Source organism: Arcicella sp. GW822-FHT02H01, from assembly GCF_058802005.1.
Map to the genome: position 1 here is coordinate 3,841,156 of NZ_JBXANT010000001.1, position 24,489 is coordinate 3,865,644.

The following is a 24,489-nucleotide window of genomic DNA, read 5'->3' on the forward strand; positions in this document are numbered from 1 at the left end:
CACAACGCTACTCACATGATTACCACTACCGATACTGCTCAACTATGTTTTCATTGCGGAAACGAATGCCCCGACGATTATATTCATATTGAAGAGAAGTATTTTTGTTGTGATGGATGCAAGACAGTTTACGAGATTCTAGACCAGAATAACCTTTGTAATTATTACGAAATAGAGCAGAAATCTGGTAATACCCCTCAAATTTCACGGTTCGATTTTTTAGATAATCCTGATATTGCCAAAACACTATTAGATTTTCAGAATGAAAGCATCTCAAAGGTTACTTTCTATATACCCACCATCCATTGTAGTTCATGTTTGTATTTACTTGAAAACCTCTTCCGTTTGCACGAAGGCATTGAGCGTTCGCAGGTAGATTTTTTAAAAAAACAAGTAGCCGTTACATTCAATCATCGCGTAAATAAAAACGGTATCACATTTCGTCAATTAGCCGAATTGTTGAGTTCAGTAGGTTACGAGCCTTTGATGTCGTTGAATGATGTAGTGAAGGAAAAACAACAACCCAATGATAGAAAATTACTTACGCAGTTAGGTCTTGCAGGTTTTTGTGCAGGCAATATTATGCTTTTTAGCTTTCCTGAATATTTAGGGCTACAAGACGATACCTATAAATTACTTTTTGGATATTTAAACATCGTGTTAGCAATACCCGTAGTATTTTATTCAGCCTCTGGCTATTTTGAATCTGTGTATAAAAGCCTTCGGAAAGGCATGGTAAACATAGATTTTCCTATTTTATTAAGCATATTGGTCGCTTTTTTCAGAGGAACTTATGAAGTTATTTTCAATCATGGCGCTGGTTATTTTGATTCTCTTACAGGCTTAATATTCTTTTTATTAATCGGGAAATGGTTTCAACAAAAAACATATCATTTCCTGTCTTTTGAACGCGATTATAAATCCTATTTCCCTTTAGCAGTTACTCGTTTAGTAACTGGGAACAGCGAATCTGTTTCAGTAAGTGCCTTGAAAAAAGGAGATAAAATTTTAATAAGAAACGGAGAGTTAATTCCTGCAGATTCATTGTTGTACAAAGGTGAAGCTAGAATAGACTACAGCTTTGTAACAGGAGAAGCCGCCCTAGAGAAGAAACAGTTGGGCGATTTTCTATTTGCGGGAGGCAGACAAATAGGAGGGACGATAGAGATGGAAGTGCTGAAGGATGTATCCCAAAGTTATTTAACACAGCTTTGGAACAATGATACATTTCAGAAAGAGCAACAAAGTCGTATTAAAGTATTTTCAAATTTAGTAGGTAAATACTTTACTTTTGGTGTGTTGACACTGGCATTTTCAGTGGCTACTTATTGGTATTTTCAAGATTCAAGTAAAATGTTGAATGCTTTTTCAGCGATATTAATTATTGCTTGTCCCTGCACGCTGTCGTTGAGTTATCCCTTTGCACTGGGCAATGGTTTAAGGATATTGGGCAAACAACATTTCTATTTAAAGAATGGGGATGTTATTGAAACAATGGCTAATTGCGATACCATCGTTTTTGATAAAACAGGAACCATCACGACCTCAGAAGGAGCTAAACCTCAATTTCAAGGAAAACGTCCGCTGTCAGTTTTTGAAGAAATGTTAGTGGTCTCTTTAGCTCATAACTCATCACACCCTATTTCGCAGAAGATAAAAGAAATATCATCAGAAAAACAGTTTTTAGCGATTGAAGACTTTAAAGAAACTCCTGGGAAAGGAATTGAAGGAAAATATCATAAACATTTAGTAAAGTTAGGGTCTGGTAATTTTGTTAAGTCATCCCTTGAAACAGAGACTAATTCTTTCTCTGCTTCGGTAGCTCATGTATCAATTGATGGTGAATACTTAGGCTATTTTGCCTTGCCTAATCATTACAGAGCAGCCATTGAAATGACTATTAAAAATCTTGGTAAAAATTATGAAACGTATTTGTTGTCAGGAGATAATGAAAATGAGAGAACATATTTAGAAAGCTGGTTTAAATCAAAAGAGCATTTGCGGTTTGAGTGTAGCCCTCATGAAAAATTATCTTTTATCCTTAAGTTACAAGCCCAAGGCAAAAAAGTAATCATGATAGGAGATGGCTTGAATGATGCTGGGGCTTTAAAACAGGCAGAAATAGGCATTGCCGTAACGGATGACACACTGAATTTCACCCCAATGAGTGACGGTATTCTATCAGGAGAGCATTTGAAAGATTTACCAACCTTTTTGCAATACAGCAGATTTGCGTTGAAGCTTATACGTTTTAGTTATATATTTTCATTGATGTATAACTGCGTAGGATTAACTTTTGCAGTACAAGGAACACTCTCGCCGATTGTAGCAGCGGTATTAATGCCTTTGAATTCAATTACATTAGTAGGGATAGCTTCAATAGGAATGGTTTTTAAAGGGGAAAGCCTTTTTAAAGAGAAATAGTTTTTTGTAAAATACCTATGAAATTAAAATTCTTTGGTACAACTGTGCCTACCTTAAAAAATATTTCAATTCGGATTGTTGAAAACATCAACCCAACATATTTGAACAATTTGTACAAAATAACTGGATTGTCGTAATTATTGTATTCTGAAGCTGCATAAATCCAAACCATATCCCTGAACAACAGTAAAACTAAGGTTAACAGTACCTTGCACATTGTTGTTCCTTCTTATACTATTACATATTGAAAATAGCCCTTTTTTAAAACGGATATTTATACCTGATTTGAAGAAAATGACGGGTATAAATACCTGTTTTTAGGACTATACCAATGGTCTTTTGTAGTTTGTTGAGATGCTTTATTTATTATTGTATTGTATTAAATAAAGCACTATTCAGCAGGCCTGCGGAAAGTGGCAATTATTATAAAACACTAACTAAAAAATAGCTATGAAGACTAAAAACTTATTAACTGCTGCAATGCTGTGTGCGATTACCATGACTGCTTGTAAGAAGCCAGAAAATGATACCGTGAAAGAAACCTCTGTACCTCTAAGTACCTTGCTAATACCCAAAGACAGTGCAATTGCTGATATAGATTCCTATGATTTATTATGCCGTAAGACACTCGGTGATGTGCCTGTTAGGGCTTACACCATTAGGTCTCAAGAATTATTAGTTGCCATGGGTTTAGACTCAGCATTACTTAACAAAGCCACTTATAAAAATATTCGTGTTTATTTAGCCTATCAGCCAAAGGCGCAAAATGGAAGTACAGGAAGTTTTAAATTATATGTAGTACCAGTAGAAGGAGCCAATTTGGATGTTAGTCCTGCTATCGGTGGAAAAGATGTTATGCTTGATAAAAACGGACATGGAATTAAACCATCAGAATTAGCAGGTTACCCTAATGATGACCAATATATGCTCGATTTAAATACCCCTTGCCCTAATACGTGTGCATCTAATGGAGACCTTTTAACTAAGAAAAAGCTGTAATAGAGAATGAATATAGCCAAGACGATACTTATGCTATCGGATTTACCGATACTCCTAACACTACTGTATACTATTGCTTGTTTTAATGAATTAAGAAAAGAACTACGTGTATTTTCCTATTTTATCATTTTTTCAAGCTTTATACAGTTGTTATCTTTGGTATTTTGGCTATATCGTATGAACAATATGCCTTTATTACATATATTCGTTTTAGTAGGTTTTATTTTACAAGCTTGGTTTTATCGAACAATCTTAGGTGATTTTATTAATAAGAGAATAATATGGTGTATGACCATATTATTCTCTATCTTTAGTATCATCAATTCGCTAGCCTTACAGAATATCTATACCTTCAATTCTAATGCATTAACAATTGAATCTATCCTGATTATCATCCTCACGCTTTTTTCATTTATGGTTTTTTTAAACGATATCGTTAAACAAAATGCTTATAATGATATCATCAGCTTAAACTGGATAAACTCTGGATTATTTATTTATCATACGTCCAATTTGTTGATATTTTATTTTGGGGCTACTATTGTAAGTAAATTTTCGGTAGATACTAATCTTTATACGTGGATACTACATGCGTTTTTCTCTTTTATAATGTACGGTTGTTTTTTTATTAGCCTATGGAAGCGGTCACGCAATTGAACATTGTAGAAACCATATTACCTATGACTATTATAGTTTTTATAATAGCCATAGGTGTTGTGCTTTTAAATCAGCACTTTCAAAAAAACTTATTTGAGCAAAAACTCAAGCAAGAATCCTTAAAAATACTCTACCAAAATGAATTGCTGCGTTCTAGCATCCATATTCAGGAAGAAGAACGTAAAAGAATTGCCCAAGATTTACATGACGAACTCGGTGCTGTGTTGTCTATTATGCGGATGCATTTAATGGTGATAGAACAACAAATTATAGAAGACGATACCAAAATGCGTGGAGGTATTGAGAACGTCCGTCAACTTTCAGAAGCCGCCCTTAGTAGTATACGCAGTATCAGCCATCAATTAATGCCACCTCAATTGGAGAAATTTGGATTAATAAAAACCTTAGAGGCAGTTACTGAGCAAATTAATAGAACAGGAAAAATACAGATTCGTTTGATTACCTTGTGCGATATGCCTATCGTCACGTGGGTTATTAGCTTAGGCTATTATCGAATTATTATGGAATTAATCAACAATACCATTAAGCATGCAAATGCTACGGTGATTGATTTAAACATTGTGTGTAATGCTTTTGATATACAGTGTAAATACACTGACGATGGGTGTGGAATAAACATAGAAAATGGCTCTGATGGATTAGGACTTAAAAGTATTGAAGGTAGGGTAACAGCACTTAATGGGATTTTTAAGTGGGGTAATAATGAAAATGAGAAAGGTTTTTATGCCTTTATTGAAATACCAATTAATAATAGTGTAAATCCTTTATAATTATTATTCTACAAGATTTTTAACAAAACATCACCTCAACAATCGTTTAACAATGGAAGACAAAATAAAAGTAGGCTTGGTAGAAGACCAGCTACTTTTCAGGGAAGGAATGAAAGGTATATTGAATTATGCTGGCAATAATAAATTTGAAGTAGTGTTTGAATCTGGAGATGGATATTCGGTAATTGATAAATTAAATAAGAGTAAAGTTATTCCAGATGTAATGTTGGTAGATATTTCACTTCCACCACGGCCTGATAACAAAGGATTTAATGGCTTGGATGTAACGAATGCACTGTTAGCCTCTTTTCCTAAAGTACGTATCCTTATTCTTTCAGTGCATGAGGATGAAAATTTTATAACAGATTTAATCGAACATGGCGCACATGGCTATTTAGTAAAAGATAGCGACCCTCAAGAAGTATTTGATGCTATTCAATCGGTTCATTCCAAAGGCTCTTATATTAACGAACGTACTTTGAAGGCAATTCAAGGGAGAATGTGCAAAAAAGTGAAAGCTAAAAAAATGAATATTGTCATCACTAAAAGAGAGGAGGAAATATTACAGCTTGTGTGTCAACAATATACAGCCGAGGAAATAGCCGAGAAACTTTATATTAGTGTAAAAACTGTGAATGGTCATAGAAATAATCTATTACAAAAAACAGGTTCCAGAAACGTCACGGGCTTGGTGTTGTATGCTATTAAAAATAGCATCGTTTCCTTGATTTAAAGGATAGCCTATTAAATACAAAAGCTCTGTTAAGAATAAATCCTAACAGAGCTTTTATCATTATCTGTATTATTACAATGCTAACGCTGTTCTTTGAATAAAGGCAGTTAAATCAGCACCAGTAAGCATATTTTGAGACAACAAGGCCAAATCATATACTTGTTTAGCTAATTTTTTCTGTTCTTCTACATCCGAAGTTTGAAGGATTTTAGCAACCGAAGCATGGTTTGCATTGATAGAAACAATATAATTGTTTGGCAGTGAACCGAACATATTCATGCCTCCGCCACCAGCACGAGACATATCGCTCATTCTGCGCATGAATTCGTTTTGAGTAATTACAGCAGGTAGTTCGTCAACAGGCATTGCTTCTAAAGCAACAACTTTGCTTGTATCGTTGATTACCTCTTCAAAAATCTTTTTCACTGATTCTTTCTCTGTTTCCGAAAGTACGACATCTACCGCAACACCTTTGTCGATAAGTTTTTCAATGGTATCAGCATCAACTCTTTTTAGGCTAGTTTTTACCAATTTCGTTTCTAACTGATTGATAAAATGGCTATCTAATACAGAATCTAATTTCAATACATCATATCCACGTTTTTTGGCAGATTGGATAAAACTGTCTTGTGCTTTTACATCACTTGTGTACAAGTAAATTACATCATCGTTTTTATCTTTCTGATTTTCTTGAGCAAACTCTGCATATTCATTTAGGGTGAAATGCTTACCGTCAACGTTTTGAACTAAACAGTAATCTTTCGCACGGTCATAGAATTTCTCGTCTGAAATCATACCGTATTTTACGAACAAACCAATATTGTCAAATTTCTGTTCGAAATCTGCACGGTCCGTTTTGAATAACTCCGCTAATTTATCGGCTACTTTTTTAGTAATATGCGAATTGATTTTCTTTACATTACTATCGGCCTGCAAGAAACTACGCGAAACATTCAAAGGAATATCTGGTGAATCGATAACACCATGCAACAACATCAAGAACTCTGGCACAACGTCTTTTACTTCGTCAGTAATAAATACCTGACGGCTGTATAACTGAATCTTTTCACGTTGTAGCTGTAATTCATTTTTCACTTTCGGGAAGTATAAAATCCCCGTCAAATTAAATGGATAGTCAACATTTAAGTGAATCCAGAACAAAGGTTTTTCAGCAAAAGGATACAATTCTTCGTAGAACTTAAGGTAATCTTCATCTGTTAATTCAGACGGAGATTTAGTCCAGATTGGCGAAGGATTATTGATGATTTTCTCTTGAAATTCAATTTCAATTGGTAAGAATTTACAGTATTTATCAAGAATTTGTTTCAACTTAAATTCTTCTAAAAACTCCAGAGAATCTTCAGCTACGTGTAAAATAATATCAGTACCACGAGCCTCGCGAGTAGCCTCTGAAATTTCAAATTCAGTAGAACCATCACAAGTCCATTTTACAGCTTCTGAACCTTCTTGATATGATTTTGAAATAATATCAACTCTTTCAGCCACCATAAAAGCAGAATAGAAACCTAAACCGAAATGCCCGATAATGGCTTTTTCATCTCCTTTATCTTTATATTTTTCTACGAACTCGGTAGCACCCGAGAAAGCAATTTGATTAATGTATTTTTTGATTTCATCAGCCGTCATCCCTAAACCAGCATCCGAAATGGTGATGGTTTTTGCCTCTTTATCGAAAGAAACCGTAACTTTCAATTCACCTAACTCACCTGAATATTCACCAATTGAAGCTAATCTTTTAATTTTCTGCGAAGCATCAACAGCATTTGACACTAACTCACGAAGGAATATTTCATGGTCAGAATAAAGGAATTTTTTAATAATCGGGAAAATGTTCTCGGTATGAATCGAGATATTACCTTTTTCTTGCATAGTCATTTTGTCATTTTTTTAGCTTAAAACATTTTAAACTCTACTAAAGTGAATATTTACAAATACAGTTCCAAGGCAATACAAAATGTCAAATTGGCAGGATAAAGCGATAATTAATAACCTGAAAAAGGTTTTTTCTATTGATATTAGGTAGTAAAACCACTTTAATGATTTTTTAAAAAACCTCTTGTAAAATCTTTTTGCTACGTTAAAAATCTTTTTTCTTTAAATAGGTATAAATACGTATTTTAATTTTGATAAAAAGTCTTCATATTTGTAAAACAATCTAACTATGTGCACTAACATACTTCCGACCTCATGGCTTAATGGCTATGAGGTTTTTGTCTTCCTACTATTATTGCTCCCAATTACCTTAAATTGAGCCTTTATTAAGTTTAAAAATCAGATTTCCTTCAGAAACATTTAATAACTTGTGGATCAATCAACACTGGAAAAATGAAAATTTTACTTATTGAAGATGAACCTTCACTGTTGGCATCGATGCAATCTTTTTTAGAACAAGAAGGCAATATCGTTTCATCAGTTGCTACCTTTCACAAAGCCATTGAGAAAGTAAATGATTACGATTATGACTGCTTAGTAATAGATATTACTTTACCTGACGGAAACGGGCTTGAGATTATTCGTGAATTAAAGAAACGTAATACCACAGCAGGTATCATTATCGTGTCTGCTAAAAACTCGTTGGATGATAGATTGACTGGTCTTGATTTGGGAGCAGATGATTATTTAACAAAGCCTTTTCATTTATCTGAACTGAATGCTAGAATTAAATCGGTGTTGAGGAGGAGATTATTTGATGGAAAAACGAAAATTGTTTTTGATGTGATTAGTATTTCTCCTGATAACCAACAGGTAAGTGTGAAAGATGAAATAATAGAGCTAACGGGCAAGGAATACGAACTGCTACTATTCTTTATTTCAAACAAGAATAGAATACTTTCTAAGTCTGTAATTGCCGAACATCTTTGGGGCGATTCCATGGATTTGGCCGATTCGCACGATTTTATTTATACCCACATCAAAAATCTTCGTAAGAAACTTATCGAAAAGGGCTGTCCAGATTACGTAAAAACAAGATATGGCGCAGGCTATATTTTTTCAGAAAAATCATGAAATTACTCCTCAAAACAGCGCTTTATTTAAGTTTAGCATCCTTGCCGATTGCCATTTTCGGCGTGCTGATGCTCAACTGGTTTATCCATAAATCTACCTTACACGAAATAGATGAATTATTAATTTCGCATTTTAAAGTAGTCCAAAAAAGACTAAATGAATTTCCTCCTAGCCAGTTCAATTTGCTAACGATTGATGATAATCCTCACCTAGCAATTATTCCAGCATCTATCAACATAAAACCTTATTTGATGGATTCTACCGAAATAGATTTACGCGAAAATCATAAAACAGCCATCAGGGTTTTGAAAGGGAGTGTTGCCACACCACGACATAATTTTTTAGTTACCTTGAAGCAGCCTTATGAAGAGTTTGAAGAAATTGCGGCAAAATTATCGGTAGGAGTAGGTCTATGTTTTTTAGGATTATTATTGCTGATGTTGCTCCTCAACTTTATGGTTTATCGTCAATTATGGAAGCCTTTTAATGGCATTATCGACAAGCTAAGGGTATATCAAATTAATAAACAATCGGAAACCTTCTTTCAGCCCGAAGCTACTGAAGAATTTAATTTGCTAAGCCAGACACTCCAATTAATGATAGAGCGTATTGGTAAACAATTCCGTTTGCAAAAACAATTTACCGAAAATGCCTCTCACGAAATTCAAACGCCTATTGCGGTTATTTCTTTAGAGCTAGAAACCCTTTTGCAGTCAGAGAATTTGCCTGAAAAAGAAATTTTGCATATTCAGAAATCTACCGAAGCACTTCAAAAGATTTCACAGTTAAATAAATCTTTGTTGTTGCTCACCAAGATAGAGAATAATCAGTTTTCAGAGGCAGTAGCAGTAGATATGAGTGCGCTAATAAAAGGACTCTTGAATACTTATCAGGCTTTTGCGGAACATCGAGGGATTGTTATTAAGAAGGAAATTCAGGATAATCAATATTTATTGATAAACCCTTATTTAGCAGAAATTTTAGTGGGCAATCTATTAAAAAATGCCATTCGGTACAACCAAAAGCATGGGGAGATTAGCTGTATTTTATACCAAAACCAACTAATTATCAAAAACAAAGGCGAAGCTTTACCTTTTCCTGTTGAACAACTGTTTCTGCGTTTTGTAAAACATCCTAATCATCCCGAAGCGACGGGTTTAGGACTAGCCATTGTGCATCAAATAGCAGAATACTATGGCTTGACGCTTTCCTATCAATTTAATGAAGCTGAAAACGAGCATATTTTTGAAGTGAAATGGTAATGAAGTTTCTGTCTTCAAATTTCCTCCAAATTCATGTCCTAGGTTTGTTCAAAAAAATGGATTCAAATGAAACACAAACCTTTATTGCTATGCTTGTTGATGATGTTCTCTTCAACAATTTTTGCACAAGACCTAAATATTAGCTTCAAATTAGAAGATTCTACCAATCATGAAGCCCTTATCGGAGCAAGTGTTCGCTTAATGAATGCACAAAAATCAATTGGCGGGACTACCGATGTAAATGGCTTCGTAACTTTTAAAAACCTTTCAGCAGGCAAACAACTTTTTGAAGCTAGTTTTATTGGCTATGGAAAAAAGCAAATTGAGATTACATTGCCCCTCGCTGAAGACAAACAACTCTTTGTTATTGCCCTTTCACCCGCTAAAGAAGACTTGGAAGAAGTAACGGTTACAGCTACCAGAACCAATTCTCGCATTGAAGATTTACCTATAAAAGTAGAGGTACTTGGTCAAGAAGATATGGATGAAGAAAGTGCTGTAGTGCCAGGGAATGTCGCCAGTATTTTGGGGGACATTTCCATTATTCATATTCAAAAAACTTCGCCAACTAATGGAAATCAAGCCATTAGAATGCAAGGTTTAGATTCAAAATATACACAAATTTTACGGGATGGTATACCCCTCTTTGAAGGCTTTTCGGGTAATTTGGGCGTTTTGCAAATTCCACCTTTAGACTTGCGACAAGTAGAGGTAGTAAAAGGCTCTGTTTCTACCCTGTATGGTGGTGGAGCAATAGGAGGGATGATTAATATTGTTTCAAAAACACCAACCTCTGAAACCCCAGAATTTACGGGTGTTTTAAATAGAAGTAACTTAAAAGAGACTAACTTGAATACTTATTACGCTCAGAAATTTGGCAAATTTGGTATGACATTTTTTGCAGGCGTGACCGACCAAAAAGCAGTTGATGTAAATTCAGATGGTTTTTCTGATAGTCCTTTAATCAAACAGTTTTCGTTTCACCCACGCTTTTTCTATACCATTTCAGACAAAAGCAAAGTGAATGTTGGGTACTCATTTATTACGGAGAAAAGAGCGGGAGGAGTGGTTGATGCTGTAAACCAAGAAAATAATACAAGTCCGCTTTTTGTTTCCGCTAACGATTTTCAACGCCATACGGTTGATTATAATTTTAATCATGCTTTTTCTGACAACAATACTTTTACAATTAAGGGAGCAATTAGTGATTTTAGCAGAAACTTTACAGAACAAAGTAAATTTTTTAAGGCAAACCAAACGTCATCATATACCGAAATATCTGACTATTTGGTGGTAGGTAAACATAAGCTAGTTTTAGGCGGAAACTTTACCTTAGAGAATTTCAATAAACCTCAACTCGATAGTAGTCAGCTAGTAAGTTATCAATACAACACCATTGGCTTTTTTGCACAAGACGATTGGCAGTTATTCCCAAAGCTTTCATTACAAACAGGTTTGCGGGTAGATAAACATAATGTTTTTGGCACATTTGTATTACCACGAATTTCGTTGATGACCAAGCCTTCTGAACATTTTACCGTTCGTTGGAGTGTGGGAACAGGTTATAAAACGCCTAATGTGTTTGCTAACCAAACGCCTACAAACAGTGTTACTAGTGTGAACTACTGGAACCTTAGTCCTTTAGATATTGGGATAAAACCAGAACATTCTTTGGGGAGTAATATAGATGTGGCATATTCTACGCACATTGGGGAAAAATTTTCCGTACAATTAGACCAAGCTTTTTATTACACCAATATTACTAACCCTGTTGTTGCAGAGGCTTCAATCAGTGGCAATAATAAAACTCGTTTGACCAATGCAAATTATGATATTAACAGCATTGGTACAGATACCTATTTACGACTAGAATATGATGCCATTGAGTTTTATTTAGGGTATAACCATACCATTGCCAAACGTTCAGGCTCGGGTGAATCGGATTATTTGCCTTTCAGTCCGCAAGATAAATTTTCATTGACATTGGCGTATACGGTAGAAAATAAATGGCGTTTTGGCATAGAAAGTAGTTTTGTAGGTAGCCAATATTTGTACGATAACCAGCGAGTGAAAGATTATAGTTTTTGGGCAGCAGCCATCGAACGTAAATTTGGTGACCACCTAAGTTTGATATTAAATGCTGAAAATGTATTGAACATCAAGCAGTCAGATTATGAGAGCGTTGTATCAGGAACACCTCAGAATCCATCATTTAAGCCTATCTGGGCACCCCAAGAAGGAGCAATTGTTAATTTAGCTTTGAAGTATAAACTGTAGGTTTAGACATATAAAAAAACAAAAAACGCCATAAGATTCTTTATGGCGTTTCCAATTCACTTAAACTCTACATCTATGAAAAAAACTCTCATACTCTTCCTAACGCCCGCTCAATCATCGTAGCGAGGTCATTAATTTTTTTGCATTTACCTAATTCTCCATCAGCCAATTGTACTTGATATTCATTTTCAACAATCATCACCATTTCTAGAAACTCCATCTGATTCAAATCTAAATCTTCATAGATTCTAGTGTAGGGCTTTACCCTATGTGGTTTTACATAAAACGTTTTTGTTAAAAAACCTTGAATGGTGGTTAAGACTGAAGTATTCATAATGAAAAGAGTTAGTATGATAAAATAAATTTTTGATATTTTACTGTGTTATATCTTGCACAAAGCACACTTTTCTAAGCTTTCAAGAAACAGTCGGGGCAATAGCCCCAACCGTTTATGTAAAACCAAATTTGTGTTGCTATTTTTTATTTCTTCCGAATTGGTACGATAAACCCAAGGCAATATTAGCGTTCCCATTCGAGCCTTCTGTTTGAAAAGGCATTTGATAATTTGCTTCCAATGTTCCGATAAGTCGGCGTGCTATTACATAGTTGATGCCTGTTCTTACCAAACCAAAACCTTCCGCATGATGTCTTCTTTCATTATTGTCGAAATCAAATGATGGCATTGCTCCAAATCTTCGGCGATTATATCTCCCAAAACCATCACCACCAATACCTACTCCAAGTCCAACGTAAGGTTGTAAACGTTTGCTTTTGAAGGGCATCCAATTTAATCCTAAAGATGCCTGAGCTTCTGTGATATCTTCAACTCTTCCTCCGTTATGTTGAAGTTGACCAACAATTGAAAAACGATTTGAAATGCCATATTCGGCTCTTAGTCCTAGCATTCCCCCCACTGAATTTCGTCCGCCATCGAATGAAATGATACTTCCCCCAATTAAACCAAGTCTTAAAAAAGCTGGCTTGAAAATATTAAAAGGCTTTTTAGTACTATCGCTTGATACTTTTTTTACGACTACCGTCCCAAAAATGGGTTCATTATTATTGATATTCTGAGCTTGTGCTTTAAAAACAAAAGCTAAAACAAACATTAATGTCAATACTTTAATCAGACTGTTCTTCATTTTTTATACTATAAACAAATAGTGGTTATTTTTGACAAAAAGATATACACCCCCGATTTTTAAAGAAAAATCAGGCACGAAAACTCATAATATGTGAAAATTTAAAACTTAATTACCAAACCTATAAAGTAGTCCAAGCCTAGCACCTAAAGTAGCAGGAGCATCTAAAGGATTAGGGTTTTTTAATGCTTGGGTCTGATAATGTATTTCTGCACTAGCTACTAAATGTTTTGAAAATTGATACGTTGCCCCAACGTTGCCTCCTAACAAATTCGCAATGGATGCTTGTTTGTTAGAGGCACTTTGATTGTTCGTTGGGTCTTCATAATAGTAATTGATATTATATTGATTAGGTATTTGCACGCTCCAGTTTACTCCAAAATATGGTTTGAAGTTTTGATTAAATAACAAATTGTATCGTAGCCCCAACCCAACTTGATAAGCACAGAATTGAGGTACATCTACTTTTTTGAAAGGCTTTTTCCCACCACCGCCTCCAACTACAGGCTGAGGACCACCATCAAAAGGGCTAAAACCATCTTCTTTATGATTTTCAAAGAATAAATCGTTCTTCTGTAAATCAATCACGACTCCCCAACGCTCCAAACCTTTGCTATTATGATAGCCCAGAACGGTTCTTAATCCAATTTGAGTCCCTCCACCGCGTTCTAAAAAATTACCAATTGGTATTTGAATACCGCCTAATGCACCAATTGAGACCGACTTTGGAATGACCGAGAAATGATTTTCAGCTACTAATGAATCCTCCTCCATTGCTACTGATTTGAAAGATTCAATCATATTTTTTTTATCCAAAGATGAAGTAGATAAAATAGGGCTTTTAAAATTCAGTTTATTCATGCCCATATACTTTTCTCTTTCTATAAAAGATTGTTCTCCAGTAGTTTTATTATCATATTTTTCGAAGTAAGCTTTGTCTTGGTTATTGGTAAATTTTTCAGTGGTATTGGGTACTTGTACGATTGTTTTGGTGACGAATACTTTTTGGTAAATCGTATCATAAACAATTGTTTTTTGGAAAATAGTATCAGGTTTGCTCAAATACTTTGAATGTACAGCTACTAACCTATTTTCTAATTCTTTTACTTTTTGTTGAGTTTGGTTTAAGTAATGATACAACACTGCCGAAACACCAAACATAATAGTGGCTATTGATGGTATCGCCCACATCAGTCGGGTCAGTTTCCGTTTTAAATCGTTTCTTTCCAAACGCCCTTCCATTTCCCGCCAATCACTTCCCGCAAAATTGGGAAGCTGCGAACCAAACAGTCGGTCAAAATCTTGTTCATCCATGATTTCAGTGCTTTATTAACCAAAGGTAATTACTGTGTTGCTGGATACTCGTTCATCCATTAATGACAGATAATTAGTGTGTATATTAAAAATTATTAGTTAAAATCAGTTCTTGTAATTTTTTTCTAGCCTTATGAAGGTTAGAAAGCGAAGTGCCAATTGAAATATTCAGCATTTCGGCTATTTCTTTGTGTTCATATCCTTCAATAACGTGTAGGTTAAAAACAGTTCTATAAGCAGGAGGTAGTTGCTGAATGAGGGTAGCAATTTCTTCTACCGAAAACTTTCCAAATAAATCCATTTCCATCCCCATTTCCGACGCTTCGACCAGTTCGGCAGTAGGTATTTCTTGATGCGATTTACGAAGATGGTTAATACATGTATTTACCAAAATTCTTTTGAACCAACTCACGAAAGGATAATCGGGTTTATATTGATCTATATTGGTAAATACTTTCATAAAACCATCATTTAATAATTCTCTAGATGTATCAAGGTCTGCTACATAACGAATACATACTGATAAGCCATACCTATAAAAGCTTTCATAGAGCTCTCGCTGTGCGTTTCGATCGTTCTTTCGGCACTGTTTTAGTATATGTAGTAGTTGTTCTGTCCTCATCTGTAATAGAATACACCAATTATTTTCTTCATATTGCTTCAATTGAAAAAAAAAGTTGAAAAAAAATATTTTTCAACGAAACAGTATCCACTACCTGATAGTTTATCAAATATCTATCTTAACATGCCCGATAAATTTCCCACTGAAAAGCAAAAACTGAAATAACGTTTTTAGCCACTAACAAAAAATTATTTTAAAAAAATCTAATCAAGCCCCTTTATGAATTAAAAGGGTGCTAAATTTATGGGTTTAAACATCCTGCTCTAGGATTAAAAATAGTTGCTAAATTTAATTATTTGGCACAATTTTGGATGCTTTTTGAGGGGGATATTCATTCCTGACATGAAAAATAAAGCTCTTCCTCTCTTTTTTAGATGATTACTAATGGCTTTTTGTAATGTAAGTAATTGAAAGTAAATAGTTTGGCACATTAATATGCCTACAGATAAGCAATAAATAAAAGCTTGGCACTTCATCATTTAACAGTATCAAATGTATGAACGACGATTGAAACGAGCTACCATATATATTATTTCAATTTGATTGGGACCTAAATTGTTCAAAACGTATTCCTCTATACAAAAGGACAATCTACTAACTGTACAAATAATGACTCAAATTTTTTACCAAAGCAACTCGGTTTATAAAAGTAAAAAACTAATGCAAACAAGTTTGTTTAATTGGTTTAATAACTACTCTTTGCAAGTAGTTGCCAAAAATCGTGCATTAAAAAACGACTTTAATTTTTCAAAATCGTTTTTTGCTATTTTATCATTATTAACTAGTTCGAGTACACAAAACAACCGCTATGCAATGGCTGTTTGTCGTGCTTTTATTGGGATAATATTTCTATCATTCGCTTCCTCATTTAATGCTGTGGCTGCTTTGCCCGATTTATCGGTAAGTACTACCATCAGTAATCAAAGCCCTGCTGTCGGTGCAGATATAACTTATACTATAAAGGTTAAGAATATTAATCCAGATAAAGCTACTGGGGTAGAATTAACCAATACGCTACCCGCAGGAGTTACTTTCAAATCATTAAATGTTAATGGAGTTGGTACTGCTACCACGGCTACCGCTAGTGGTGTAACGACCATAGTATGGAATGTAGGGGAAGTAGCAGGAAGTGCTGAACTTACCATGACAGTAGTTGCTACTGTCAGCAAACGAGGCTTTTGGTACACCACAGCAGAGATTACAAAAGAGACTGAACAAGATACAGATTCAACACCTAATAATCATTTAGTGTTAGAAGACGACCAAGATGGTACTTGCTTTTCAATTGAAGAGCTTTTCTATAGCGGAGATGAATATGTGACTGAAATACCAACAGGCTTTACCAACATTGTTTGGACTAAAAAAGTAGGAGCAACAGGTACGCCAGTAATTGTTACAAGTACTACTACTGATGTAACACTCTTGGCAGATGGCAATATTAAAATAACAAGTGTTACAGATTATACAGAATATGCTTTTACCGCAACCAATGGGCGTTGTCCAGTAAATGGTTGTTGTGCTTTTAAATTTACACCAGGTCTATTTGGCTCAATTGGTAGCATAGTTTGGAATGATGTTGACGGGAATAGTATTAAAAATACAGGTGAGACTGGCATAAATGGTATTACAGTAGAACTATACGATGCTACAGACAATACCTTGCTGGCAACTGATGTTACTGCTGATGGAGGAAAGTATTTGTTTAGCAATTTAATGTCTGGTTCTTATAATGTTAAATTTATATTACCGACAGGAAGAAGCTTTGTAACACCAAATGCCCCAGGCAGTAACTCAACGAATGATTCTGATGCTGGCGTAGGTGGTTTAACTACTACAATAGCCATTGATGTAACAAAACCAGCTGGTGATGTTGGCAGAGATAATTTAACAATTGGTGCTGGTATTATTTCTAACTGCGTTATTGGTGCAGGAACATTAACAACTACAACTTCTAGTTTCTGTTTACCAGCGGCTGGTGGACCAGTAGTACTTACTGCTACTACAGGAGTATCGCCTGTAGTTCCTGCTGGTTTTTCAATAAACTATATTCTTACAAAGGGTACTACTAATACTATCCAACAGATTAGTAGCACACCATCATTTTCTGTAGCACTTCCTGATGCTTATAAAATCTTTGCACTAGTATATAATGCTAATTCAAGCAGTAGCAACTACTTGAATTTATCCAATATAATTTTTGGTGTTACTAAAGCAAGCGATTTAGCAACTACGATTAATACGAGTAGTACGGTATGTGCACAATTAGATGCAACAGGTGTTAGCTTCAACGTTAATACAACACCTGCCGCTCCTTTTATCTTGGGTACTACTATTTGTTCAGGAGGAACTGTAACATTAGGAACGCCAGGCATAACCGACCCGATTTTTCAATGGTTTACTTCTGCTACTGCAACTACTCCTTTTGCAACGACTTCCTCAATAGTAGTATCGCCATCAGTTACTACGACTTATTTTTTAAGTATTGTTAATAGTTCAGCAAGTGCTTGCCCTAGCGAAAAAGCATCCGTAACAGTAGCGGTTAATCCTAAGCCAGCTACGCCAACAGTACTTGCCACGCTTACTAATAATTGTGCCATCAATGCTACAAGCGTAAACTTGGCGGACGCTATTACAAGCACAGTATCAACTGGTGGAACTTTTGAATGGCATACTGCTAATTCAACAACTTCACCTGTTATTTCAAATCCTACTGCGATAGGAGCAGGGTCGTATTTCCTTTTCGAGAAATCAAGTAATGGTTGTTATAGCGATGGAGCGATGGTGGTTGTAAATATTACTACTTGCCAATGTAGCAATCCACCTGCTGTTAGCTTAACTGCTCTTTTACCAATTTGCGGAGGAACAGCAACGCCAGTACAATTGAATGCCATATTAAGCGGAGGAGCAACGAGTGGGGTATGGACTACAGACGGAACAGGTACTTTTGATAATGCTGCTAGCCTTACTGCAAAATATACACCATCAGCTGCGGATGTGATTGACGGGTCTATCATATTGAGTTTTAAAACCAATGACCCAGACGGTGCTGTTACACTTTGTAATGCAGCGTTGGCAAATACAATTTTAACAATTAAAGCAAAACCTGCTGCACCAGTTAATTTAAAGAGTGATACCCTTATTTGTTTAGGGAGCTCAGCCAAATTATTTGCTGTGAGCGTTGGGAACACGATTAAATGGTATAGTTCAGCGACAAGTACTACACCAATTGGCATTGGTTCAGACTTAGGGTTTGCTGTAACACCAACTATTGAAGGAACTGTAACTTACTATGCTGAAGCAACTAGCCCTGAAGGCTGTGTAAGTGACCGTACCTCTATTTCATTTAAAGTATCAAAATGTTTTACAGATTTGGCGGTAGTAAAAACTGTAATCTCATCACCAGACGCTAGAACATCACCTTCTTATTTATTAGGACAAGAAATCTCATATACTATTGACGCAAGAAATATTGGAAATATTAATGCTGATAATGTAACGCTAACAGATATTTTACCACAAGGAGCTACTTTTATGAGTGCCATTCCTGCTGGACAATACAATAGTACCACTGGAGTTTGGAATGTAGGTAGTTTATCAGAAGGGTCGAATAAAATACTTTTAGTAAATGTAAAACTTAGTAAAATAGGGTCAGTTGTTAACACTGCAACTATCACTGGAATAAATGATGACCCAAGTAAATTGGCAAACAATACATCATCAGTTACAGTAAACGTAGTAGACAGAGCTGATTTAAGTTTAGCCAAATCAGTTTCAAATGCAATCCCACATGTTGGCGATACGCTTACTTATTCATTAAATGTAAACAATGCTGGCCCTAATACGGCTACTAATGTTGAAGTGAAAGATGCTTTGCCATCAGGATTGGCATTTTTATCAAGTAGTGATGTTACGCACAGTTCAGGGGTTGTTACAGGGGTAGTGGCAAGTATTGCCAGTGGTGCTTCTAAACAATTTGCTTTCAAAGTAAAGGTGCTATCAGCAGGGAGCATTACAAACAGTGCTGAAATTACAAAGTCGGACCAGCCAGACCCAGATTCAACGCCGGGTAATGGAACCAATAATAATGAAGATGACAGAAGCGCTGTAAGCATTACTGTCACAGAAGTATGTAACTTGGTTGCACCAGTAATCACAGCAATGAATAGTGTTATCTGTCTGAACGGACAAACTACCTTAACAGCTACTGGTTGTACAGGTTCGAACATTGTGTGGAGCTCAGGGCAAACAAATGTGGCTTCGATTACAGTAAGTCCAACAGTCAGCAGAACATATACAGCTTATTGCCAGAAGGATGCTTGCCAAAGTCCTGCATCAAACGTAATGAGCATTACAGTAACGAATATTACAGCACCAACTTTAGTCGCTTCGCAAAGTACTATTTGCTCGGGCGAATCATCGGTGCTTACAGCTAGTGGTTGTAGCGGAGTAGTAGAATGGCAAGTTGCAGGTTTCCCAACAGGAAATACATTAACGGTAACGCCTAGCTCTTCACAAACATTTACGGCTAAATGTAAGGCATCTGGTTGTGAAAGTGCATTAGCAACTATCAATATTATCGTTACACAAAAACCGAATGCGCCTGAAATTTTAGCAGAAAAAACAGAAATATGCCCTTCAGAATCAATTACATTAACTGCGTTAAATTGTAATGGAACGGTAAGATGGAGTACAGGACAAACAACAACTACGATATTAGTAACACCGACTGTATCAACAAGCTATAATGCTGTTTGTACTATCAATGGTTGTATGAGCAATGCTTCTGCTTCAAAAGTTATCAATGTAGTACCTATTCCAGCACCAACAATACGCACGACAGCTACATCTGTTTGTCCAGGAGGCTCAGCAACATTAACAGCAGATGGTTGTAATGGAACAGTTACTTGGTATTATGATGATAAAACTGCTACAGGAGCAAGCCTTACTGTGACACCGACTAAATCAACGTCTTATGCTGTTACTTGTAGTACTGCTTTTTGTACATCGATAAAATCAGTACAAACAGTGATTACCGTTGAGAATCCAGCGATACCAGTCATTACTTCGGCAACATCAAGCATCTGTTTAGGAAGTGCAGTACAACTTACTGCGAGTGGTTGTAGTGGTATTGTCAACTGGTCTGATGGACAGAAAGGTACGATAGTTTCGGTTTCTCCAACTATTACAACATCTTATACCGCAACTTGTAGTATTGGGCTTTGTACAAGTGCTGCATCTTTAATCAGAACTATTACAGTTATACTAACGTCAGCACCTGTTATTACTGCAGACAAAACAACTATCTGTTTGGGACAAGCTATTACTTTAAGTGCGACAGGTTGTGCAGGGACTATAAGATGGTCTGATGGTACTACGGGATTACCTAAAGTTATTGTACCAAATAGTAATATAAAATATAGCGCTACTTGCGAAAGCTCACCTTGTATTTCACCGCAATCCAATGAGTTATCGTTTATAGTAAATACTACTCCAAGTATTGTTAGTCCAATTACGACCAACACAATTATTGCAACAGGGGCAACGGCTGACTTAACAAAATTAGTGACTAGCACAGCGCCAACAGGAACGACTCTAGTATTCAAAACGACAAGTTCACCAACAACGAATACAGTCTTAACACCGACGGCAGTTGGCATTGGCACTTATTATGCCTTCTATCAATCGGCTGATGGATGTTATTCGGCGGGTACTAGAATAATTGTTTATAATCAAGCAGCTGTCGCAGATGCAGATGTGGCAATTACCATTGATGCTGATAGAACAATTGCAAAACTGAATGAAAATATCAATTTCTTGATTTCAGTAACTAACAATGGGCCAGGTACAGCAAGGAATATCGTAATTACCAATCCGCTACCTGCTGGGTTAGAATTTGTTTCAAGTTCTAATGGACTAACAGTTTCGGGAGATAAAATCGTGATTAGCTTCGATTCTTTAATGAAAGATCAGGTAAGAACATTTGCTTATGTAGGCAAGATGAAAGGAACAGCGACAATTATCAACCCTGCTTCTGTTACTTCATTAAAAGACCCTAATCTTACAAATAATTCTTCTTCTGTAACGATTAATGGAGAAAATGCTGATTTGAGTTTAATAAAAACTGTATCAAACCTTACGCCACATGTTGGTGATACGCTTACTTATACCTTAACAATTAATAATGCTGGACCAAACACTGCAACCAACGTTGAAGTGAAGGATATCATACCAGCAGGTATGGTATTTGTATCAAGCACTAATACTACTCATACATCTGGAGTTATTACAGGGACAAGTGTTAGTATTCCGAGTGGCTCATCACAAGTATTTACTTATAAAGTAAAAGTGCTTACAGCGGGTACATTTACTAGTGCAGCCGAAATTACAAAATCTGATCAGCCTGACCCAGATTCGACGCCAGCAAATGGGACGAGTAATAACGAAGATGATAGAAGTTCAGTAACGATTACAATAACTGAATTATGTAATCTAGCGGCACCATTAATTACTTCAGACAAAACGAATATCTGTTTAGGACAAGCTATCACGTTAACAGCGACAGGTTGTGTAGGAACAGTAAGATGGTCTGATGGAACAACAGGAATTCCTAAGGTTATAGTACCTAATGGTAATATAAAATATAGTGCTACTTGCGAAAGTCTGTCTTGTATTTCTCCACAATCAAATGAATTATCATTTGTGGTAAATACTACCACAAATATTGTTAGTCCAGTTACAATTAATAGTACTATTGCAGTAGGAGCAACGGCTGATTTAACAAAACTAGTTACTAGCACGGCACCAACAGGAACGACATTAGTATTTAAAACAACGAGTTCGCCAACTACGAATACTGTTTTAACACCAACGGCTGTAGGGATTGGTACTTATTATGCCTTCTATCAGTCAGCAGAGGGATGTTATTCAGCGGGTACTATAATTATTGTAGACAATGGTACTACAACTCCTAATGCTGACGTAGCTATTACGATTGTTGCAGATAAAGGAACTGCAAAACTTAATGAAGATATCAACTTCACGATTTCAGTTAAAAACAATGGTCCGGGTACAGCAAGGAATATCGTCATTACAAACCCTTTCCCAGCTGGTGTAGACTTAATTCTAATTCCTGCAGGATTAACAATTTCAGGTGGTAAAATCGTAATTAACTTAGATTCGTTAGAAAAAGATCAGGTAAAAACGTTTACTTATGTAGCCAAAATGAAAGTAACAACCGCAGTAACAAACCCTGCTTCTGTTACTTCATTTAATGATACTAATCTTACTAATAATAATTCTTCTGTAACTGTTAATGGAGAAAATACAACGGTAGATTCATGTAGAGTAGGGCTAGCCATGGCAGTGACTAACACTGTGGCGGTGTCAAGCGGTATTTACAATGTTACGTATCAATTGATTGCTAAAAATTTCTGTAAAGACACACTTAAAAATGTAAGCCTAACCAATAATTTGGCTACTACTTTTAAAACTCCTACGACAGCCATTATCATTAAAAAACCAACATTAGGAGCTGGCTCTAAATTAAATGTTAATGATAGTTTTGGCTTGTTAGATTCTAACATCGTGAATAATGTAAGTAGTTATATGATTCCGGGGGCGGTTGATACAGTCACTTATATTGTTCAGGTTACAACCAATGGAGAAACGGGACCATTTAGTGGTCAGGCTCAAATAAGCGGTAAACGCCCTACTAATGAGGTGCTTATTGCAAAGTCTAGTGATGGTACAAATGTTAATGCAAATCCAGGTGTAACGCAGGTAACTTTAGGTAACTCAAATACAATAATCGGATTAGCAAAAGAATTGGTTAGTGCTGGTTTAAAACGAGTATCAGATAATGTTTGGACAGTTCCTTATAGAATCAGAGTGGTTAATATGGGAACAACCAATATTACCAAACTCAGTGTAAGGGATAGCCTTGGGGTAGTTTTTGTGGCGAAAGGAGCGACATTAGCTGCAAAACCAACCATAACGACAACGAAGGCTGGTATAACGATTAATCCAAACTATAATGGGATAGGTGCTAATAGTAATTTATTAGTAGATTCATTAAGTACGCTAGCCAAAGGAGATACAGCCATTATCAATTTAACAGTTACTATAAGTGTATCAGCAGCAACAGATTCTGTATTTAATAACGTAGCAATAGGAACTGGCGTAGGTACTGATAATCAATCATACACAGATGTTTCAACGAATGGTGTTAATCCAGATGGAAATGGTGATTTGAATCCATCAAATGATAATGTAGCAACACCAGTTGTTCTTACAAAAGGAGCTTCTAATGTACAAGCATCACTAGGGGTTTCATTATCGGCAGTGACTGATACTAGTCCTCAATCGGATGGTTCATACAATGTCACGATGACATTAACTGCTAAAAATTACGGCAATGTACTTCTTAAAAATATTGCTTTAAGCAATGATTTAACAACAACCATTGGTAGTCAAGTAGCAGCTTGGGCTATTTTAGGAAGTCCTACTTTAGTACGAGGAGCGAATACAGTATTGAATTTTAGATTTAATGGAAGACTAGATTCTTTACTCACCGTTGATTCTACAACAGCATTACTTCCTGGTGATAGTATCGTAATCAAGTATACCATTAATATTACCAAGAATCTATTAATTGATACACTTCATACAGTTGCGTATGCTAAGGCAGTAACTGAAGATAACTTTACTGTGGTAACGGATTCTTCTGTGAATGGAGACAATCCTGATCCAAACAACGATGGAAAACCATTGGAGTCTTCGCCAACGCCAATTATAATACCAAATACAAATCCACCAGGAAAAATAGTATCTATTCCACATGGTTTCTCTCCGAATGGAGATGGCGTTAACGACACTTTTGTGATTGATGGCGTTAATTCAGATGAAAGGGCTGCCGTAGAGGTATATAATCGTTGGGGAAGTTTGGTCTTTGCATCTGAAGATTATAAAAATGATTGGGATGGAGTACCTAATACAGGGATAAGACTCCTATCAGTAGGAAGTGGTTTGCCATCAGGTACATACTTCTATATAGTAACAATATATAAAAAAGCAACAGGAGAAAAAGTAGCATTGCCAGTAGGCGTAGAACCTGTTCGTTATATGACTATTTCGCGATAAATCATTCATTGTAGCCATTCGACAGAATGGCTACAATAAGCATCACTTTATTTAATCTTACTAGCAGAATAGTATCGATTCTGGTAATTATAAAATCTTAAAT

At 35.8% G+C, this 24,489-nt stretch carries 13 protein-coding genes; 8 read left to right on the forward strand and 5 right to left on the reverse strand.

All coding sequences use genetic code 11. The features are described 5' to 3' along the window. The first annotated feature begins 15 nt into the window (after positions 1–15). The 4 genes from AC1RNE_RS16075 (at position 16) to AC1RNE_RS16090 (ending at position 5,604) form a co-directional block, all read left to right on the forward strand. A complete protein-coding gene (locus AC1RNE_RS16075) occupies positions 16–2,424 on the forward strand; it encodes a heavy metal translocating P-type ATPase (RefSeq protein ID WP_492802189.1) in 2,409 nt (802 codons plus the stop codon). A gap of 450 nt (positions 2,425–2,874) precedes the next feature. Continuing rightward, a complete protein-coding gene (locus AC1RNE_RS16080) occupies positions 2,875–3,423 on the forward strand; it encodes a hypothetical protein (RefSeq protein ID WP_492802191.1) in 549 nt (182 codons plus the stop codon). Positions 3,424–4,058: 635 nt separating this feature from the next. Continuing rightward, a complete protein-coding gene (locus tag AC1RNE_RS16085) occupies positions 4,059–4,871 on the forward strand; it encodes a sensor histidine kinase (RefSeq protein ID WP_492802193.1) in 813 nt (270 codons plus the stop codon). A 52-nt stretch (positions 4,872–4,923) separates the two neighbouring features. Continuing rightward, complete coding sequence (locus AC1RNE_RS16090) at positions 4,924–5,604, forward strand: response regulator transcription factor (protein WP_492802195.1); 681 nt, start codon at positions 4,924–4,926, stop codon at positions 5,602–5,604. Positions 5,605–5,676: 72 nt separating this feature from the next. On the opposite strand, the gene htpG is transcribed toward AC1RNE_RS16090, so the two are convergent. After that, positions 5,677–7,494 carry a molecular chaperone HtpG gene (htpG, locus tag AC1RNE_RS16095; protein ID WP_492803664.1) on the reverse strand — a complete coding sequence of 606 codons (1,818 nt, stop codon included), beginning with the start codon at positions 7,492–7,494 and terminating at the stop codon, positions 5,677–5,679. 456 nt (positions 7,495–7,950) lie between these two features. Here htpG and AC1RNE_RS16100 point away from each other — a divergent pair, with 456 nt between their 5' ends. The 3 genes from AC1RNE_RS16100 (at position 7,951) to AC1RNE_RS16110 (ending at position 12,170) form a co-directional block, all read left to right on the forward strand. Beyond that, the gene (locus AC1RNE_RS16100) at positions 7,951–8,631 is read left to right on the forward strand and encodes a response regulator transcription factor (RefSeq protein ID WP_492802197.1); all 681 of its coding nucleotides are present in this window, start codon (positions 7,951–7,953) and stop codon (positions 8,629–8,631) included. After that, positions 8,628–9,893 (forward strand): sensor histidine kinase, encoded by a 1,266-nt coding sequence (locus AC1RNE_RS16105; protein ID WP_492802198.1) that lies wholly within the window; start codon positions 8,628–8,630, stop codon positions 9,891–9,893. Before AC1RNE_RS16100 ends, AC1RNE_RS16105 begins: the two co-directional genes overlap by 4 nt. Before the next feature lie 66 nt (positions 9,894–9,959). Then, positions 9,960–12,170: a TonB-dependent receptor gene (locus AC1RNE_RS16110; RefSeq protein ID WP_492802199.1), complete on the forward strand. Its 2,211-nt coding sequence runs from the start codon at positions 9,960–9,962 to the stop codon at positions 12,168–12,170. Positions 12,171–12,258: 88 nt separating this feature from the next. Here the strand turns inward: AC1RNE_RS16110 and AC1RNE_RS16115 are convergent, their stop codons facing one another. The 4 genes from AC1RNE_RS16115 to AC1RNE_RS16130 form a co-directional block, all read right to left on the reverse strand. After that, positions 12,259–12,504 carry an acyl carrier protein gene (locus AC1RNE_RS16115; RefSeq protein ID WP_492802201.1) on the reverse strand — a complete coding sequence of 82 codons (246 nt, stop codon included), beginning with the start codon at positions 12,502–12,504 and terminating at the stop codon, positions 12,259–12,261. Positions 12,505–12,643: 139 nt separating this feature from the next. Further along, positions 12,644–13,312 (reverse strand): hypothetical protein, encoded by a 669-nt coding sequence (locus tag AC1RNE_RS16120; RefSeq protein WP_492802202.1) that lies wholly within the window; start codon positions 13,310–13,312, stop codon positions 12,644–12,646. 108 nt (positions 13,313–13,420) lie between these two features. Then, positions 13,421–14,626 carry a hypothetical protein gene (locus AC1RNE_RS16125; protein ID WP_492802203.1) on the reverse strand — a complete coding sequence of 402 codons (1,206 nt, stop codon included), beginning with the start codon at positions 14,624–14,626 and terminating at the stop codon, positions 13,421–13,423. 85 nt (positions 14,627–14,711) lie between these two features. Then, a complete protein-coding gene (locus AC1RNE_RS16130; RefSeq protein WP_492802204.1) occupies positions 14,712–15,290 on the reverse strand; it encodes an RNA polymerase sigma factor in 579 nt (192 codons plus the stop codon). Between the two features lie 618 nt (positions 15,291–15,908). Here AC1RNE_RS16130 and AC1RNE_RS16135 point away from each other — a divergent pair. Further along, the gene (locus AC1RNE_RS16135) at positions 15,909–24,386 is read left to right on the forward strand and encodes an Ig-like domain-containing protein (RefSeq protein WP_492802205.1); all 8,478 of its coding nucleotides are present in this window, start codon (positions 15,909–15,911) and stop codon (positions 24,384–24,386) included. Positions 24,387–24,489 lie beyond the last annotated feature (103 nt).

Excerpts from the sequence above, each read along its gene's own strand:
- AC1RNE_RS16100 (WP_492802197.1), top strand. The coding sequence starts at position 7,951 with ATGAAAATTTTACTTATTGAAGATGAACCTTCACTGTTGGCATCGATG.
- AC1RNE_RS16085 (WP_492802193.1), top strand. The coding sequence starts at position 4,059 with ATGGAAGCGGTCACGCAATTGAACATTGTAGAAACCATATTACCTATG.
- AC1RNE_RS16120 (WP_492802202.1), bottom strand. The coding sequence starts at position 13,312 with ATGAAGAACAGTCTGATTAAAGTATTGACATTAATGTTTGTTTTAGCT.
- AC1RNE_RS16135 (WP_492802205.1), top strand. The coding sequence starts at position 15,909 with ATGCAAACAAGTTTGTTTAATTGGTTTAATAACTACTCTTTGCAAGTA.
- AC1RNE_RS16115 (WP_492802201.1), bottom strand. The coding sequence starts at position 12,504 with ATGAATACTTCAGTCTTAACCACCATTCAAGGTTTTTTAACAAAAACG.
- AC1RNE_RS16080 (WP_492802191.1), top strand. The coding sequence starts at position 2,875 with ATGAAGACTAAAAACTTATTAACTGCTGCAATGCTGTGTGCGATTACC.
- AC1RNE_RS16105 (WP_492802198.1), top strand. The coding sequence starts at position 8,628 with ATGAAATTACTCCTCAAAACAGCGCTTTATTTAAGTTTAGCATCCTTG.
- htpG (WP_492803664.1), bottom strand. The coding sequence starts at position 7,494 with ATGCAAGAAAAAGGTAATATCTCGATTCATACCGAGAACATTTTCCCG.
- AC1RNE_RS16090 (WP_492802195.1), top strand. The coding sequence starts at position 4,924 with ATGGAAGACAAAATAAAAGTAGGCTTGGTAGAAGACCAGCTACTTTTC.
- AC1RNE_RS16110 (WP_492802199.1), top strand. The coding sequence starts at position 9,960 with ATGAAACACAAACCTTTATTGCTATGCTTGTTGATGATGTTCTCTTCA.
- AC1RNE_RS16125 (WP_492802203.1), bottom strand. The coding sequence starts at position 14,626 with ATGGATGAACAAGATTTTGACCGACTGTTTGGTTCGCAGCTTCCCAAT.
- AC1RNE_RS16075 (WP_492802189.1), top strand. The coding sequence starts at position 16 with ATGATTACCACTACCGATACTGCTCAACTATGTTTTCATTGCGGAAAC.